Raw genomic sequence first — 17,211 nt, 5'->3', positions numbered from 1 at the left:
GTGGGTCGGCCCTGGTTGGATCAGGACTATGACTGTTGTGCTCGACCGCGTTCTCGGCTACGACGACATCGAGGCGGGTGGCCGCTTCCTGTCGGTGCCGTTCGACGTGCCGGCGGGGACGTCCTCCTTCGAGGTGCGGCTGTCCTTCGACGAGTCGGTGGCGATCATCGACCTCGGGTGCAGCGGACCGGACGGGTGGCGGGGGTGGTCGGGCGGCGCTCGCAGGCGATTCGTCGTCGGCACCGAACGCTCCACGTGGGGCTATCTCGCCGGTCCGATCGAGCCCGGCACGTGGCACGTGGTCCTGGGCCTGCACGCCATCCCGGCCGAGGGTGTCCACGCCGTGGTGCGCGTCGAGACTCCCGGTCCGGCGATCGGGCCCGAGCCGCCCGCGCCGGCGCCGGTGGGCCCGATGCGGCGCCGGCGGGACCTCTCGCACCTCGGCGGGACCTGGCTCGCCGGCGAGATGCACGCCCACACCCTGCACTCCGACGGTCGGCTCACGCCCGCCCAGCTCGTCGGCATGGCCGCGCGCAACGGCCTGGACTTCATCGCCGTGACCGACCACAACACCATCAGCCACCACGCCGACCTCCCCGAGCTGGGCGAGCGCTACGGCATCCTGACCGTCCCCGGCCAAGAGGTCACCACCCGCCTCGGGCACGCGAACGCCTACGGCGACGTGGGCTGGGTCGACTTCCGCGAGCACCCCGACACCTGGATGGATCAGGTCGACGCCGCCGGTGGCGCGCTCGCGGTCAACCACCCCGTGGCGGGTGACTGCTCCTGGCAGTGGAACCTGCGGCGGCCGCCGCACGCGGTCGAGATCGGGCACTCGAGCCTGGGCGGGGACCGCATGGACCAGAGCCCGTGGGCGTGGCTGCGCGCGACCGGGTGGTCGCCGGGTCACATCGGCGGCGGCGACTACCACGGGCGTGGCGGCGCCGAGCCGGGAACCTGCGTGACGTGGGTCGATGCCGAGGAGCCGACCACCGCGGGGGTTCTCGGGGCCGTCCGTGCCGGCCGTACCGCGTTCGGGGTCGGCGTGGAGGGGCCGGTGGTGCTGCGCATCGGGGAGGAGATCGTCACCGACGGTGCCGCCGGACTGGTGCTCACCGAGCCCGACGGGAGTTCCCGGATGATCCGTTCCGACTCGGCACGCTTCCCCGCGGGCGAGGGCCCCTACCGGCTCGAGACCGACGGCCGGCTGATCGTGGCGGGGTGCGGCTGACCCGCCTCAGCCGATGACCGGGTGGGGGCGCCCAGGGGAGAGGCGGGAGTACGCCGTCGTGCCCGCCAACAGGCACCAGATCGAGACGACCAACCAGACCACGCCGACGGCGATCGTCAGGAGTCGGCTCCAGTCCAGCTCGCCGATGCCACCCGGAGCCCCTGACACCAGCCCGAGGAACATCAGGCAGGACAGCCCAGCGGCCACGATCAACCAGACCGCGCCGCTGCGCCGTGAGCGGCGGAGGAGAGCGATCGCGATGCTCGGCAGGACGGTGCCCGGGATGAGCAGCAGGAACGAGGCGAAGAACGCGAAGATCTGCCCGTACCCGTGCGGGTCGCCCGCGATCGGGATGTCCACGGCGAGCCCGAGGAACAGCATCCCCACGAACAGGAAGGGGCTCGCGAGCTGCACGTAGGCGGCCGCGACCGCCCGTCGCCGCGGCTCTCGCTCCTGCGGGTCGCTCGCCACCGGCTGCCCGCCGGTCGTACCGGAGGGCTGCTGCACGTTCGGCTCCATGGCCAAGCAACCTAGGCCATGTCGCCACGGGGGTGGGGGTGGTTGCCGCCGCCTCCGCAGCGGCTCGACCCGTGAGCAGCGGACGGCTGCGCGCGTGCTGCTCAGGTCGCACCCCACTTCGCGCCGAGTGTGCGTGGCGGTTGCCGCCGCCGCGGCTCAGGGCGTTCCGGAACCTGCGCCGCCGCTACGGCTGGTTCGCGATGCCGGGCGCGAGGGCGAGGGTCAGGTAGACGCTGTTCGGGTCGTCGGTGTAGTCGGCGAACGGCGTGGTCGGCTGGAAGCCGTGGTGGGCGTACAGGCGGCGGGCGGGCGCGAAGTAGTCCTCGGCGCCGGTCTCGAGACTGACCCGCGCGAGGCCGCGGACGCGAGCACGCTCCAGAAGGTGCCGGAGGATCGCCGACGCCACCCCCTGGCCGCGAGCCGCACCGACTGTGCGCATCGACTTGAGCTCACCGAGTGCCTGGTCGTGGACCTTGAGCGCACCGCAGCCCAGCAGCGCGCCGGTCTGCTCGCGCGCCGTCACGAACTCGATGTCGGCCGCCTGCAGGGCGGCGTGGCCGAGCGCGTGCACGGAATCCGCGGGCGAGGTCGCCGCCATCTCCGCCAGGTGCTCGTGGAGGAGCACGGCCACGTCGGGTGCGCTGGGGGAGTCGCGTGCGACACGGAAGGGACCACTCACGGCGCCACCGTACGAGCCCGGTGTTTCCTCTCGGTGACGGCCTCTCCCGGCATGCCGCCTCCTCGAGGTCGCACCGTTGGCTCGAGGTCGCACCGCAGACGGTGCGACCTCGAACCGAAGGTGCGACCTCGCCGCCACTGCCGCGGCTGGCGACGCGGTCGGGTGGGACGTGCGGCTCGTGAGCGCGGCACCGCCGTCGCACCCCACGAGATTGCACCTCCGGCTCGAGATCGCACAGCACACGGTGCGATCTCGAGCCCAAAGTGCGATCTCGAGCCCGTGCGGCCACGGCTGGCGGGGACGCACCTCCGCAGAGCCGCCGCCGGAGGTGTCCCCCGCATCTGCCGCCCCGTCGAGCGGGAGGCGAGCCGACCAGCACCCGTGGGAGCAGGCCCAGCCGGCGGTGTACGCAGGACGGCCCGGCGCCGCTCGTGATCGAGCGAGACCGGGCCGTGCTGGCCGTACCGCGCAGCGTCAGCCGTGGTCGGGGCCGGAGCCCTCCAGCGGCGCGGGCGCGAACTCACCCGAGGGTGCACCGCCTGCCATGGCAGCGGCGCCTTCGGGTTCCTCGCGACCGCCCAGGAACTGCGTCATGTAGAGGTCGTGGTAGGCGCCCTTGGCCTCGAGCAGCTCGTCGTGGCTCCCGCGCTCGACGATCCGGCCGTTCTCCATCATGAGGATGGTGTCGGCGTCACGGATCGTGGAGAGCCGGTGCGCGATGACGAAGCTGGTGCGGTCGGTTCGCAGCGCGTTCATCGCGTGCTGCACCAGCAGCTCGGTGCGGGTGTCCACGCTCGAGGTGGCCTCGTCGAGGATCAGCAGCGAGGGGTTGGCCAGGAACGCCCGGGCGATCGTGATCAGCTGCCGCTCGCCGGCCGAGATCGACCCGCCCTCGGCGCTCACCGGGGTGTCGTAGCCCTCCGGCAGCTGCCGCACGAAGCGGTCCACCATCGTGGCCTCGGCCGCAGCGAGCACCTCCTCGTCGGTCGCGTCGAGGCGCCCGTACCGGATGTTCTCCATGATCGAGCCGTCGAACAACCAGGTGTCCTGCAGCACCATCCCGACCTGGCCGCGGAGCTCGGCCCGGCTGAGCCTCTTGATGTCCACGCCATCGAGAAGAATCCGGCCGCCGTCGAGCTCGTAGAACCGCATCACCAGGTTGACCAGGGTGGTCTTGCCGGCGCCCGTCGGACCCACGATCGCGACCGTGTGCCCCGGCTCCACCGAGAACGAGAGGTTCTCGATCAGCGGGACGTCGGCGCTGTAGGAGAACGACACGTCGTCGAACTCGACGTGACCGTCGGTCCGCGCAGGCAGGTGCGAGTCCGCGGTGTCGGGCTCCTGCTCGTCGGCGTCGAGCAGCTCGAAGGTCCGCTCGGCCGAGGCCACACCGGAGATCAGCATGTTCGCCATGCCGGCGATCTGGCCCAGCGGCTGCGCGAACTCACGCGAGTACTGGATGAACGCGGTGGCGTCACCGATCGTCAGCGTGCCCGAGGCGACCCGCAGCCCACCCGCGACCGCGATCAGCACGTACTGCAGGTAGTTCACGAACTGCATCAGCGGCATGATCATGCCGCTGACGAACTGGGCGCCGAACGAGCTGGTGAACAGCGAGGCGTTCCGCTTGTCGAACTCCTCCAGCATCTCCTTGTCGCGGCCGAAGACCCGCACGAGCTCCAGGCCCGAGTAGGACTCCTCGATGTGTCCGTTGAGCTCGCCGGTGCTCTTCCACTGCTCGGTGAACAGCTTCTGCGACCGGGCCCCGATCACGCCCGCGATGATCGCCGAGAGCGGCAGCGCGATCAGTGCCAGCAGCGCCAGCTGCCAGGACACGATGAACATCATCACGGCGATGCCGATGACCTGCAGCACCGACTGCACCAGCTGGCTGAACGCCTGCTGGAGCGCCTGCTGCATGTTGTCGACGTCGTTGGTCACGCGCGACATCAGGTCACCGCGCTGACGGGTGTCGAAGTAGGACAGCGGCAACCGGTGCAGCTTCTCCTCGATGTCCTTGCGCAGGTTGTAGATGACGTCCATGACGATGCGGTTGAGGATGTATCCCTGCGCCCACATCAGCACCGATGCCACGATGTACATCGCGAGCACCACGCCGATCAGCTGCGCCAGCCGCTCGAAGTCGATGCCGACGCCCGGGATGATCCCGGCGGCACCCTCCAGCATGTCGGCGAAGTCGTCCTGACCCTGGCTGCGCAGGATCTGGGCGACCTCCGCCAGGCTCATGCCCTCGAACTGCCCGAGCGAGCGCCCGATCGCGCCGTCGAAGATCACGTCCATCGCCTGGCCGAGGATCTTCGGTGCGATGACGGTGAGCACCACCGAGGCGGCCACCAGGGCCACCACGATCCCGAACTTGACCCGGTGCGGCGCGAGCAGCCCGAACAGACGCTTGGCCGAGGGCCAGAAGGCCTTCGGCTTGCGCGCGGGCGCACCCTCGCCGAACATCCCCATGTCGTCCTCGCCGGGGACGAACTCGCTCTCCTCCTCGGTGACGTCCTCGTCGGCCACGGCGACGGCGGAGCTCGCCACGGGTGTGGTGCGCTCGCCTCCCTGGGGCTGACCGGGCTCGCTGGGTCGACCGCTGGTCACGTTCTCGTCCTTGTCGTTCGTGTTCTCGGGGGCGGTCATCGACCCGCTCCTTCGATGCTCATCTGGGACTCGACGATCTCGCGGTAGGTCTCGTTGCTCTCCAGCAGCTCGTCATGCGTGCCCTGGCCGACGACCACGCCGTGGTCGAGGACGACGATGTTGTCGGCCTCGCGGATCGTGGAGATGCGCTGGGCGACGATGATCACCGTGGCGCCGCCGGTCGCCTCCGACAGCGCGCTGCGCAGCCGGGCGTCGGTGGCGACGTCCAGGGCCGAGAACGAGTCGTCGAACACGTACACGCGCGGCCTCGCCACGAGCGCCCGCGCGATGCACAGGCGCTGGCGCTGGCCGCCGGAGACGTTGTTGCCGCCCTGCGCCACCCGCGCCTCGAGCTCGCCCTTCTTCTCCCGCACGAAGTCGGCTCCCTGAGCGACCTCGAGCGCGTGCCACAGCTCCTCGTCGGTGGCCTCGGAGTTGCCGAACCGCAGGTTCGAGGCGACCGTCCCGGAGAACAGGTACGGGCGCTGCGGCACCAGACCGACCAGACCGGCGAGCTGGTGACGCGTCAGGGAGTCGACGGCGACGTCGTCGATCGTCACGGATCCGGACCGCGGGTCGAAGAGCCGGGGGATCAGCTTGACCAGGGTGGTCTTGCCGGCGCCGGTGGACCCGACGATCGCCGTCGTGGTGCCCGGCTCGGCGACGAACGAGACGTCGTCGAGGACGGGGCGCTCGGCGCCCGGGTACCCGAAGGTGACGTGGTCGAAGACCACGCGCCCGGTGGGGAGGTCGACCGGGCGGGCCTCGCGCGCCTCGGCCTCCCGGACCGGCATCGAGGACTCGGTGGTGAGCAGCTCGTCGATGCGCTCGGCGCACACGACCGCGCGGGGGATCATCATCACCATGAACGTGCCCATCATCACGGCGACGAGGATCTGCAGCACGTACTGCAGGAAGGCGCTCAGCTGACCGACGTTCATCTCGCCGGCGTCCACCCGGTACCCGCCGAACCAGAGCACGGCGGCGGTGACGATGTGGAGCACCATCATGATCGCGGGGAACATCAGCACGAACACGTTGCCGACCCGGATCGAGGTGTCGGTGATCGCCTCGTTCGCCTGGCGGTAGCGGTCCTGCTCGAAGGGCTCGCGGACGAACGCACGGATGACGCGCAGGCCGACGACCTGCTCGCGGGTGACCTCGTTGATCTTGTCGATCCGCTCCTGCATGAGGCGGAACAGCGGCAGCAGCACCCGCACCAGCAGCCCCACGATGAGGAACAGCACCGGCACCGAGACCCACACCAGCCACGACAGCCCGGCGTCCTCGCGGAGCGCCATGATGATGCCGCCGACGCACATGATCGGCGTCGACACCATGAAGTTGAGCGTCATCAGCACGAGCATCTGCACCTGCTGGACGTCGTTGGTGTTGCGCGTGATCAGCGAGCCGGTGCCGATCGAGGAGATGTCGAGGGCGCCGAGGCTGTCGACCTTGCTGTAGATCGACCGGCGGATGTCGCGACCCACCGCCATGGCGGTGCGGGCACCGAAGTAGATGGCGGCGATCGCGGTGGCGGCCTGGACGCCGCACCAGATCAGCATCTCGCGGCCGAGCTCCCAGATCAGGTCCGTGTTGCCGGTGCTGACGCCCTCATCGATGATGCGGCCGTTGAGGCTGGGGAGGTAGAGAGCGGCGATCGTGGAGATGAGCTGGAGCACGATGACGGCCCCGACCCAGGTCTTGTAGGGCGCCGCGAAGCGGAGGGAGAGTCGGAGCAGAGTCATATGAGGTCCGTGCGATCCGTGCGTGAGCGAGCGTGGGCGAGCAGGTTCCAGCGATGGGCGACGTGCGTCGTTGAGGCTAGACCCGCCCCCCGACATGACGCATCGTCAAATAGGGGGATATCTGGAGACTTCGCGCTCGGCGTACTCCGCCGTCCGGCTGAGGTGCGCGCTCAGGCGATCTGCGCGATGGAGGAGATCTCGTCGAAGCACTCGGCGAGGACGGTCGCGAGGTCACAGCGCTGGTCCCCCGCCAGCCACAGCTGCATCGCGGTGCGCCGGGCCACGCTGCTGACGCCGGCGAGCAGTAGCGGCCGGGGGTCGGTGCGCGCGTCGACGCCCATCCGCGCCGCCAGCACCTGCGCGATCTGGTGGTCGGCGGCGACGGACGCCCCGAGCACACGCGCGAAGAGGTCGGGATAGGCCTGGGCTACGACGGCGCGGTAGCGCCAGAACTCGGAGTCGATCACGGTCTGCTCGGCGCGCCCGACGAAGACCGCCCGGAGCGCCGCCAGCGGCGCCTCCCCTGCCGGTCGGGCGGCCAGGGCCTCGCAGCTCTCGGCGACGGCCTCGCGGTCGACGGCGGAGAGCGCGTCCTCCTTCGTGGCGAAGTAGTTGAAGAACGTGCGTGGCGAGACGTCGGCCTCGGCGGCGATCTCCTCGACGGTCACCTGCTCCAGGCCGCTCTCGGCCACCAGGTGCAGCGCGGCCCGCTGCAGCGCGAGGCGGGTGGCCCGCTTCTTGCGCTCGCGGAGCCCGGGCTCCGGCGGCGCGGCCAGCTGTGTCATACGTCCTACCATAGTGCATCGACTGCAATCTTGCAGAGACTGCAAGTTTATGGCAGGCTAGCCCGGTTACCGAGAGGACAGCCCGTCACATGAGTTCCACCAGCTCCACCATCCGCGCTTCGCGCCAGGCCCAGGCGAGCGACGAGACACCTGAGGCGGCCGGCGCCGGGGCGCCTGCGGCCTTCCACCTCACCCCCGCCGCGCGCGCCGTCTTCATCGGCCTGCTGATCGGCATGTTCGTCGCGGCGATCAGCCAGACGATCGTCTCGCCGGCGCTGCCGATCATCGTGGCCGAGCTCGGCGGCATGGAGCACTACTCCTGGCTGGCGACCTCGGCGATGCTGGCGAGCGCCGTCGTCGTCCCCGTGGTCGGTAAGCTCTCCGACCTGTACGGGCGCCGACCGTTCTACGTCGCCGGCCTCGTCGTGTTCATGGTGGGCGCGGTGCTGAGCGGGCTCGCCACGAACTTCTGGTGGCTGGTCGGCGCGCGTGTGATCCAGGGCCTGGGCATGGGCACGCTGATGCCGCTGTCCCAGGTGATCATCGGCGACCTGATCCCGCCGCGTCACCGCGGCAAGTACCAGGGCATCATGGGCGCCGTCTTCGGGATCTGCTCGATCGCCGGGCCGCTCGCGGGTGGCTTCATCACCGACCACTTCGGCTGGCGCTGGCTGTTCTTCGTGGGCGTCCCGTTCGGCCTCGTGGGCCTGGTCTTCATCGCCAAGAACCTCCACCTACCGCACTCGCCGCGCAAGGCGATCGTCGACGTGTGGGGCATCATCACGCTGACGGTCGCGCTGGTCGCGATCCTGCTCGCCACCTCGTGGGGCGGTACCACCTACCCGTGGTCCGACTGGCACGTGCTCGGCCTCTTCGGCGTGGGTGCCGTGGCGCTTGTCGCGTTCGTGCTCATCGAGCGGCGCGCCGCCGAGCCGGTGATCCCGTTGCGCCTGTTCCGCAACCCGACATTCACGTTCTCCAACATCGCGAGCCTCGCCGTCGCGATGGGGATGTTCGGTGCGATCTTCTACATCCCGGTCTACGCGCAGGGCGTGCTCAAGGCCAACGCCACCAGCTCCGGCGCGATCGTGATGCCGATGAGCGTCGCGATGATCGCGCTCAGCATCGTGATCGGCATGCTGATCACCCGGACCGGCAAGTACAAGGCGTTCATGGTCGCCGGCACCGTGCTGATGATCGCCGGGTTCGTGCTGCTCACACAGCTGCACTACGGCAGCTCCTACCTGCAGCTGATCGTCGCGATGGTCGTGCTCGGGCTGGGCCTGGGCGCCACCATGCAGACGTACACGCTCGTGGTGCAGAACACCTCCGAGCACCGCGACCTCGGTGTGGCCACCTCGGCCACGCAGTTCTTCCGGTCCGCGGGCGGCACGGTGGGGATCGCGGTGCTCGGCACCGTGATGGCCGGCCGGCTCCAGACGGCGATCGGCGACCACCTCGACCCGGCCGCGGCGGCACAGCTGCCCGAGGGCACCTCGATCGGCATCGACGCGGTCCTCGACCCCGAGGTGCTCGCCCAGCTGCCCGACCCGATCGAGGAAGCGATCCGCCTTGGTCTCGCCGACGCGCTGCACCAGGTGTTCCTGGTCGCGATCCCGCTCGTGGTCGTGGCCTTCCTCGCGACGCTGTTCATCAAGGCCGTCCCGTTGCGCGACACGCTCCACGAGGCGCCGAAGGCCGAGGAGCCCGGCGAGTCCGCCGTGACCGCCGAGGTCGCTGCGGGCGCCGCCCACCTCGTCGACGACGAGGTGATCGAGGACGAGGTGATCGAGGACGAAGTCGCCGAGGGCTCCCGGACAACAGGCAAGGCGTGACCGCGCCTCCCCGTTCTGAGTGCCGCGACCCCGCCACGACGGCAACGAGATCGGACACTGGGCTCGAGATCGGACCACCGGAGGTCCGATCTGGCGACAGAGGTCCGATCTCGTCGCCGTGCGAGGTGGGCGCCTCGAGGCTCCCGCGGGCGGCACGGGCCGGCGCCCGAGTGGTCGAGAGCCGGCTCTGTGGAGGTTCTGGGCCAAGGGTGTGGCGGGCGGCAGGAGATTCCAACTGCGTCCGTAGTCTGGCTCCCATGCCGACCGTGCGCCGCCGCCTCGCCGCAGCCGTCCTGCTCAGCCTGACCGCCGCGATCGGGCTCGCCGCTTGCAGCGACGACACCCCGCCCGACCCGAACGAGGCGGCGCAGGCGTTCGCGGCGGACCTGACCGACGGGACGTTCGACTCCGCCCCAATCGGGGACCCGGCGGCGGCCGCCGAGCAGCTGGTGGGGCTGCTGGGTGAGCTCGCCGAGGTCCCGCGAACGGTGACCGCCGGCGACGTCGCCGAGGTCACCGCGACCACGGACGCCGACGACGCCGAGCGGCTCCGCGACGCCCCGCTGACCTGGACCTTCGACATGGGCGAGGGAGCCGAGCCGCTCGTGCTGACCTCGGCAGCGCGCCTGGAGCTCGTCGAGGACGCCGATGCCAACGAGAGCTGGACCGCCCTCTGGAGCCCCGCCGTCCTCCACCCGGCCGCCACCGCGGACTCCACGATCGAGATCAGCCGTGTCGCGGCCGAGCGCGGGGTGGTGACCGGCTTCGGTGGTGAGGTGCTCGTCGAGGAGCGCCCGGTGATGAGGATCGGCATCGACAAGCAGAACCTCGACGCGGCCGAGGTCGAGGCGGCTGCTCAGGGCCTCGGCACCGCGCTGGCGCTCGACGACGTGCAGGGGTACGTGGACCGCGTGCTCGCCGCCGGTGAGAAGGCCTTCGTGGTGGCGATCACGATCCGGTCGAGCGAGGCCCGCACGTACGGCGTCGACGAGCTGCGGGCGTTGCCGGGCGTGCTGATCGTGGACGACCTCATGCTGCTTGCTCCCACACCGACCTTCGCGCGCCCCATCCTGGGCAGCGTGGGCGAGGCCACGGCCGAGATCATCGAGGAGTCCGAGGGACAGATCGGGACGGGTGACGTCGTCGGGCTCTCGGGGCTGCAGCGGCTCTACGACGACCAGCTGCGCGGGACCCCCGGCATGGAGGTGACGCTCACCGCCGCGGCGGGTGACAGCGAGGTCGTGGAGCTCTACACCTCCGACCCGGTGGACGGCACGCCGCTCGAGACCACGCTCCAGACCACGCTGCAGTCCTACGCGGATGACCGGCTGGCCGGTGTCGAGTCGCCGAGCGCGATCGTGGCCATGCAGGTCTCGACCGGTGCGGTGCTGGCCGCGGCGTCCGGGCCGGGTGGCGAGGGCTTCAACACGGCCATGGTCAGCCAGTACCCGGCCGGATCGACCTTCAAGATCGCGACGGCGCTGGCGCTGCTGCGGTCCGGGATGACGCCGGACTCCGAGGTTCCCTGCACCCCCACGCTCACCGTGGACGGCTACGAGTTCGAGAACTACCCCGGCTACCCGGCGGGCTCGGTCGGCACCATCCCGTTGAGCGAGGCGATCGCGCAGTCCTGCAACACCGCGCTGATCGCCCAGCACGAGCGCGTGAGCGCAGCAGACCTCAGCGCCGCTGCCGCCAGCCTGGGGATCGGGGCCGCACCTGCGGAGGGCTCGAGCTGGCCGTTCCCGTACTTCTCGGGGACCGTGCCTGCCGATGCCACCGGCACCACCCACGCCGCCGACTTCATCGGCCAGGGCGGTGTGCTCGCCTCGCCGCTGGCGATGGCCGGGGTGGCCGCATCCGTGGCGGCCGGGCAGACGGTCACGCCCACCCTGGTGGTCACCGAGGATGCCGCGGCGCCGGAGCCGCCGGCCGTCCCGCTGACCTCCGCCGAGGCCACCCAGCTGCAGCAGCTGATGTACGGGGTGGTGCAGAACGGCAGCTCGACGTTCCTGCAGGACGTCCCCGGCGACCAGGTCGGCGCCAAGTCCGGCACGGCGCAGTACGGCACCGACGACCCGCCCGCCACGCACGCGTGGATGATCGCCTTCCAGGGCGACCTCGCGGTGGCCGTGTTCGTGGAGGTCGGTGACTACGGCACCGCGACCGCCGGGCCGATCCTCGAGGACTTCCTCACGCTCGCCGCCGACGTCGACTGGGCCGGCTGAGGCAGCGGGTCGGGTTAGCGTGGCGGGGTGTCGCAGCCGGTGCGTGTCCTGTGGTTCCGCCGCGACCTGCGCCTGCGCGACCATCCTGCGCTGATCGAGGCCGGCGACGGCGGCGCCGTTCTCGCCCTCTTCGTCCTCGACCCTCGACTGCTCGACGGCGGAGCGCCGCGCGTGGCGTACCTGACGCGCGCCGTGCGCGCGCTCGCCGAGGACCTCGCCGAGCACGGCGGCACGCTGGTGCTGCGCGCCGGCCTGCCCGAGGAGGTGCTGCCCGAGGTCGTGGCCGAGGTGGAAGCGGAGTCGGTGCACATCAGCGCGGACTTCACGCCCTACGGGGCGCGGCGTGACCAGCGGGTGGAGGAGGCGCTCCCGGTGCCGCTCGTGCGCACCGGCTCGCCCTACGCCGTCGCGCCCGGTCGGGTGGTCAAGGCCGACGGCTCGCCGTACCAGGTGTTCACGCCGTTCTACTCGGCGTGGCGCGACCACGGCTGGCGGGCGCCGGCGTCGTCGGACCCTGCGGCGATCGTGTGGCGGGCCGCACCCTCGGTGGAGCTGCCGGAGGAGCCGGCGCACGAGGCCGACCTGCCCGAGGCGGGTGAGGCTGCCGCGCTGCGGCGATGGCAGCAGTTCCTCGACGAGGACCTGGCCGGCTACGAGAAGGACCGGGACCGGCCCGACCTCGACGCGACCTCGCGGATGTCGCCGCACCTCAAGCTGGGCACCATCCATCCGCGCACGATGCTGGCGGACCTGGCGGGGCGGCGCGGCCCCGGCGCGGAGGCCTACCGGCGCCAGCTCGCCTGGCGCGAGTTCTACGGCGCGGTGCTCTACTTCTGGCCGGGCTCGGCGCACGGCTACCTGCGCGAGGAGCTGGCGGCGATGGCCTACGACACCGGGGCGGACGCCGACGCCGCCTTCCGCGCCTGGCAGCGCGGTGAGACCGGCTTCCCGATCGTCGATGCCGGGATGCGGCAGCTGCGGCGCGAGGGCTGGATGCACAACCGGGTGCGGATGCTCGCCGCCTCGTTCCTGGTCAAGGACCTGCACCAGGAGTGGACTCGTGGCGCCGCGCACTTCATGGACCACCTCATCGACGGCGACCTCGCCAACAACCAGCACGGCTGGCAGTGGGTCGCCGGCACCGGCACCGACGCCGCCCCCTACTTCCGGGTCTTCAACCCGGTGCTGCAGGGCGAGAAGTTCGATCCCGACGGCACGTACGTCAAACGATGGGTGCCCGAGCTGACCGACCTGCCGGCCGCCGTCGTCCATCATCCGTGGGACGCCCCCGTCGGCCCGCCGGCGGGCTATCCGAGCCCGATCGTCGACCACGCCGAGGAGCGCCGGGAGGCGCTGAGGCGGTATCAGGCGACGCGGGGGGAGCGCCCGAGGTGAGCCGGGTCTGAGTCGTCAGACCTCGAGCAGGCGCAGCAGTCCGTGCCGTCCGACGGCCGCGAGCTCGGGATGGTCGTCGGAGCTGTCGAGCATCACCATGGTCAGGTGCAGCGCCCACGCCTGCGCCCGCAGCCACAGCGGGGTGAGGTCGAGGTGGTGGGTGGCGGCGTCGTCGTAGGTGCTGCGCAGCGCGGCGGCGGCCTCGGCGTCGAAGCCGAGCCAGGCGATCGCCAGGTCACAGGCCGGGTCCCCGGCGGTGATGTCGCCCCAGTCGATGACGGCGGCCAGCGCGTCACCGTCGAGGAGGACGTTGAGCGGGTGCAGGTCACCGTGCACCCACAGCCGCGGGCCCGGTGGGTCCGGCTGGTCGACGATGGTCCGGAACCATGCCAGCAGCGAGTCGGCGTGGTCGGGGGCGTGCCTGCCGACCCGCTCGGCGACGACCTCGAGCCGGTCGCGCAGGGAGACGCCTCGGTAGGGGCTCTGCCAGACGTCGTCAGGCGCCGGGACGTGGAGGGCGGCGAGGAACTCGCCGATCTCGACGGCGGAGCGCGCGCGCTCGGGCAGCGGCACGGTCCCGAGGGCGCGCCCGGGGTGCCACGGCAGCACCGACCACGACCACGGGTAGCCCAGCGCCGGGCGACCTACGCGCACGGGTGCCGGCACCGCCGTCGGGAGCCGTGGCGCGAGGACTGGCAGCCAGGCCTGCTCGTGCTCCACGAGCTCGGCGGCGAGCGCCCGCCGCGGCGCGCGCACCAGCAGGTCGTCCCCGAGCCGGAGCATCGCGTTGTCCCAGCCGTTCGCGAACACGGTGATCGGCAGGTGCGCGAGGTCGGGGTGCTGGTCCCCCAGGAGTGCCCGGACCAGATCGGGGGTCACGTCGACCTCAGCGGCAGGAATGCGTGCCATCGCAGCACCGTACCGGCGGTGGGCCGCTGTTGCTCCACGCGATTTCTCCGCGGTGGCGGTGGGTTAGCGCCCACGTGCAGGAGGTGGCGGTGGGTTAGCGCCCACCTTCGGGAGGTAGCGGTGACATAGCGCCCACGGTGGGGCGGTCTGTGGGCGCCAAGTCACCGCTACTGCGGTGGAGTGGGCGCTCAGTCACCGCCACCACGGGGGCCGGGGAACGCCTGCCCCCGGCGGCCCGTCAGGCTGCGGCGCGTGCGGCGAGGCTGGCGGCCTGCAGCACTGCCTGCACCATGCTGGCCGGCTTCACGACGCCCCGGCCGGCGATGTCGAAGGCGGTGCCGTGGTCGACCGAGGTGCGGATCACGGGCAGCCCGACCGTCACGTTGACGCCCTCCTCGATGCCGAGGACCTTCACGGGCCCGTGACCCTGGTCGTGGTACATCGCCACGATCAGGTCGAACTCGCCACGGCTGGAGAGGTAGAAGGCGGTGTCGGCGGGCAGCGGCCCGGCCACGTCGAGCCCCTCAGCCTGCAGCCGATCGATGGCCGGTTGGATCTTGGTGGCTTCCTCGCCCCGTCCGAAGAGCCCGTTCTCGCCCGCGTGCGGGTTGATGGCGCACACCCCCACGCGCGGGTTCTCGATACCGGCGCGCTGCAGCGCCTCGACGCCGCGGCGGACGGTGCGTTCCACCAGCGGCGGGTCGATGCGCTCGATCGCGTCGATCAGGCCGATGTGGGTGGTGACGTGGATGACCCGCAGCCTCGGCGTGGTCAGCATCATCGAGACCTCGTCGGTGCCGGTGAGGTGCGCCAGCAGCTCGGTGTGCCCGGGGAACAGGTGCCCGGCGGCGTGCAGGGCCGCCTTGTTGATGGGAGCCGTCGCGATCGCGGACACCGTGCCCGCCACCGCGAGCCTCGCGGCCTCCTCGATGTAGCTGTACGCGGCGTGCCCGGCGGCTGCGCTGACCTCCCCCCAGGCCAGGTCGACCGGAAGCTCACCCACCTGAAGGACGTCGATGTGGTGCAGCCCGGCCCGCACCTCAGCAGGGGAGGAGACCTCACGGATCTCCGCCTGCACCCCCATCAGCTCGACGGCCCGGCGCATCCGACCGACGTCGCCGATCAGCACGGTCGTGCACTCCGCCAGGACCGCAGGGTCGAGCAGGGCCGCCGCACAGATCTCGGGGCCCACGCCCGCCGGGTCGCCCATCGTGACGGCGATCGGTGCGGCCTCGGTGCGGTGGTTCATCGGTACTCCTCGTCGGGGGCGGGTCGGCGGGTGTCGAGCAGGGCCAGGACGGCGTCGGGCCCGCCGTAGCTGCCGGGCTTGGTGAAGACGGTGAGACCGGAGGGCGCGCGCAGTCGCACCATCGCGCCGGCCTGGTCAGGGACGGCCTCGAGGGATCGGACGCCGAGTCGGTCGAGCACCAGCCGCGCGGTGTGACCGCCCGTGAGCACGACCATGGTCTGCTCGGGGTCGCAGCCCCCGATCACGGCCGCGGCGGCCTCGGCCAACGCACCCAGCCCGGCCGGGCCGGGGCCGCGGGCGAGGACCACGTCGCGACCCTGGCGTCGTGCCTCATTCGCGGTGGTGACGGCGTTCCGGACGTCATCGGGCGCGACGGCGACCACCGACACCGTCCGGTGGCTGGCGGCGGCCGCGACCTGGGCGTGCGCCGCCGGCTCGGTGCTGCCGACGACGGCGACCAGCCGCCCACCAGCCCGGGGCGCAGGGCTCGGAACGCTGTCGGTCGACCCGAGCAGCGCGGCCATCAGCGCGGCCGCCCCCGCGAGGTCGAGTCCGTGCTCGACGGCGGCGCTCGCCAGGGCGTCGAGGTCGCTCTGGTCCGTGGCGTCCGCCGCGAGGATCTCAGGCGCGTCACCCGCGGTGGTGAGGGAGCGCCCGTCGACCACGCGGTGCGGTACACCGGCGAGCAGGTCGGCCAGCCGCGTGGCGGTGACGCCGTCGGGGCCGACCACGCGGTGGATGCCCTCGTTCGTGACCCGGCCCATGGCGGGATTGGCGGCGCTGAGCAGGGTGGCGCGACCGCCGTCGAGCATGGCGGCGAGGCACCCCGCGACGGGACCGTGCAGCTGGGAGTCGAGCTTGAGGAAGACCCGGTCGGCGGCCGCGGTCCGCGCGAGCTCCTGGGCGAGGACAGAGCGCGCCACGGCGTCGGAGCTGTGCCGCAGGTCGAAGTCGCGGACCACGATCTGGCCGGTCGCCGTCGTCGCCGTCGCCTCCGGTCCGAGCGCCAGCGTCACCGGCCGCCCCGTGCGCGCAGCCAGCAGGTCCGCGACCTCGGCGGCGCCGGTGAGGTCGTCCGCCCACACGTGAGCCGGGATCATGAGGGTGCTGGGTACGCGACGGTCGCTCTGTCCAGCCTCACGAGGCCCAGTCAAGGGCGGTTGCCGACTCATGGCAAGCGGGCCGTGCGCTTTCGGGCTCTCAGAGGATCGCCTGAACGATCGTCGTCAGGGCGCCGGCGGTCGCGAGGACGATCACGACGCGCATCATCGTCGCCTCGGCGAACCGACCCGCGAGGCGTTGGCCGACGAACGTGCCGACGAGGATCGCCGCGATCGTGACCAGCCAGCCGGCGGTGTCGATCGACGGCAGCGCCCGCCGCGCGAGGAGCGAGGTGAGGCTGATGACGGCGAAGTGCACCTGCGCGGAGGCGGCGAAGTGCCGGTGCTGCCACTGCGTCGCGACGGCGTAGACGGCCATCGCCGGACCGCCGACTCCCGCGGTGACGTTCATGAAGCCCGACGCGGCGCCGAAGCCGGCACTGATCGGCAGCGAGTCGTGCAGTCGCCGCGTCGGCATCAGCACGGTCACGCCGATGGCGACGAGCACCGTGACACCGATCGTGACCGCCAGCGGATCGGCGGGCAGCGCCGCCACGACGAGCGCGCCGAGCCCGATCCCGATCAGCGCGAACGGCGTGAAGCGCAGGACCCGCCGCCACTGCACGTCTCGTCGCATCAGCGTCAGGTTCATCAGCGACGAGATGACGCCGCAGACGTTGGTGATGAGCACCGCCTCGAACGGCCCGACCGTCAGCACGAGGAACGGCGAGGCCACGAGTGCGAAGCCCATGCCGCTGAGCCGCTGCAGACCGGCGCCGAGAGCGATGATGACCCCGAGGAGCACCAGCGCGAGGAGGGACATCACCACGATGCTAGAGGTCCGGGGCGCCGTGGCCCCTGACCGCCCCAGCTCGCCACCC

Annotated in this window: 13 protein-coding genes; 4 read left to right on the top strand and 9 right to left on the bottom strand. The window is 71.6% G+C overall.

All coding sequences use genetic code 11. The annotated features are described in order from the left end of the window. Positions 1 to 28 precede the first annotated feature (28 nt). The gene (locus GPA04_RS13450) at positions 29 to 1,231 is read left to right on the top strand and encodes a CehA/McbA family metallohydrolase (protein WP_156224708.1); all 1,203 of its coding nucleotides are present in this window, start codon (positions 29 to 31) and stop codon (positions 1,229 to 1,231) included. A 6-nt stretch (positions 1,232 to 1,237) separates the two neighbouring features. On the opposite strand, the gene GPA04_RS13445 is transcribed toward GPA04_RS13450, so the two are convergent. The 5 genes from GPA04_RS13445 to GPA04_RS21010 form a co-directional block, all read right to left on the bottom strand. Further along, the gene (locus tag GPA04_RS13445; RefSeq protein WP_156224707.1) at positions 1,238 to 1,750 is read right to left on the bottom strand and encodes a hypothetical protein; all 513 of its coding nucleotides are present in this window, start codon (positions 1,748 to 1,750) and stop codon (positions 1,238 to 1,240) included. A 184-nt stretch (positions 1,751 to 1,934) separates the two neighbouring features. Continuing rightward, positions 1,935 to 2,429: a GNAT family N-acetyltransferase gene (locus GPA04_RS13440; RefSeq protein ID WP_241680790.1), complete on the bottom strand. Its 495-nt coding sequence runs from the start codon at positions 2,427 to 2,429 to the stop codon at positions 1,935 to 1,937. 474 nt (positions 2,430 to 2,903) lie between these two features. Beyond that, positions 2,904 to 5,081: an ABC transporter ATP-binding protein gene (locus GPA04_RS13435; RefSeq protein ID WP_436277913.1), complete on the bottom strand. Its 2,178-nt coding sequence runs from the start codon at positions 5,079 to 5,081 to the stop codon at positions 2,904 to 2,906. Then, positions 5,078 to 6,829 (bottom strand): ABC transporter ATP-binding protein, encoded by a 1,752-nt coding sequence (locus GPA04_RS13430; RefSeq protein WP_156224706.1) that lies wholly within the window; start codon positions 6,827 to 6,829, stop codon positions 5,078 to 5,080. Before GPA04_RS13430 ends, GPA04_RS13435 begins: the two co-directional genes overlap by 4 nt. 170 nt (positions 6,830 to 6,999) lie before the next feature. Further along, positions 7,000 to 7,614 carry a TetR/AcrR family transcriptional regulator gene (locus tag GPA04_RS21010; protein WP_206674223.1) on the bottom strand — a complete coding sequence of 205 codons (615 nt, stop codon included), beginning with the start codon at positions 7,612 to 7,614 and terminating at the stop codon, positions 7,000 to 7,002. A gap of 89 nt (positions 7,615 to 7,703) precedes the next feature. On the opposite strand from GPA04_RS21010, the gene GPA04_RS13420 reads away from it, so the two are divergent. The 3 genes from GPA04_RS13420 (at position 7,704) to GPA04_RS13410 (ending at position 13,072) form a co-directional block, all read left to right on the top strand. Continuing rightward, entirely contained in the window at positions 7,704 to 9,449 is a 1,746-nt protein-coding gene (locus GPA04_RS13420) for an MDR family MFS transporter (RefSeq protein WP_156224705.1), read from the top strand. Positions 9,450 to 9,706: 257 nt separating this feature from the next. Continuing rightward, the gene (locus GPA04_RS13415) at positions 9,707 to 11,677 is read left to right on the top strand and encodes a penicillin-binding transpeptidase domain-containing protein (protein ID WP_156224704.1); all 1,971 of its coding nucleotides are present in this window, start codon (positions 9,707 to 9,709) and stop codon (positions 11,675 to 11,677) included. A gap of 27 nt (positions 11,678 to 11,704) precedes the next feature. Continuing rightward, on the top strand, positions 11,705 to 13,072 hold the full coding sequence (locus GPA04_RS13410; protein ID WP_156224703.1) for a cryptochrome/photolyase family protein: 1,368 nt from the start codon (positions 11,705 to 11,707) through the stop codon (positions 13,070 to 13,072). A gap of 15 nt (positions 13,073 to 13,087) precedes the next feature. On the opposite strand, the gene GPA04_RS13405 is transcribed toward GPA04_RS13410, so the two are convergent. The 4 genes from GPA04_RS13405 to GPA04_RS13390 form a co-directional block, all read right to left on the bottom strand. Then, positions 13,088 to 13,981 carry an aminoglycoside phosphotransferase family protein gene (locus GPA04_RS13405; RefSeq protein ID WP_156224702.1) on the bottom strand — a complete coding sequence of 298 codons (894 nt, stop codon included), beginning with the start codon at positions 13,979 to 13,981 and terminating at the stop codon, positions 13,088 to 13,090. A 238-nt stretch (positions 13,982 to 14,219) separates the two neighbouring features. Further along, positions 14,220 to 15,230: a 4-hydroxythreonine-4-phosphate dehydrogenase PdxA gene (pdxA, locus tag GPA04_RS13400; protein WP_156224701.1), complete on the bottom strand. Its 1,011-nt coding sequence runs from the start codon at positions 15,228 to 15,230 to the stop codon at positions 14,220 to 14,222. Beyond that, a complete protein-coding gene (locus GPA04_RS13395; RefSeq protein ID WP_162458606.1) occupies positions 15,227 to 16,330 on the bottom strand; it encodes a four-carbon acid sugar kinase family protein in 1,104 nt (367 codons plus the stop codon). The genes pdxA and GPA04_RS13395 overlap by 4 nt, the downstream gene beginning before the upstream one ends. Before the next feature lie 100 nt (positions 16,331 to 16,430). Beyond that, complete coding sequence (locus GPA04_RS13390) at positions 16,431 to 17,153, bottom strand: sulfite exporter TauE/SafE family protein (protein ID WP_156224699.1); 723 nt, start codon at positions 17,151 to 17,153, stop codon at positions 16,431 to 16,433. Positions 17,154 to 17,211: the final 58 nt, after the last annotated feature.

Source organism: Pseudactinotalea suaedae (genome assembly GCF_009733815.1).
GTDB classification, from domain to species: domain Bacteria; phylum Actinomycetota; class Actinomycetes; order Actinomycetales; family Beutenbergiaceae; genus Pseudactinotalea; species Pseudactinotalea suaedae.
Note: the sequence above shows the minus strand (reverse complement) of the source record. Positions and strands in the feature narration are given on the sequence as shown.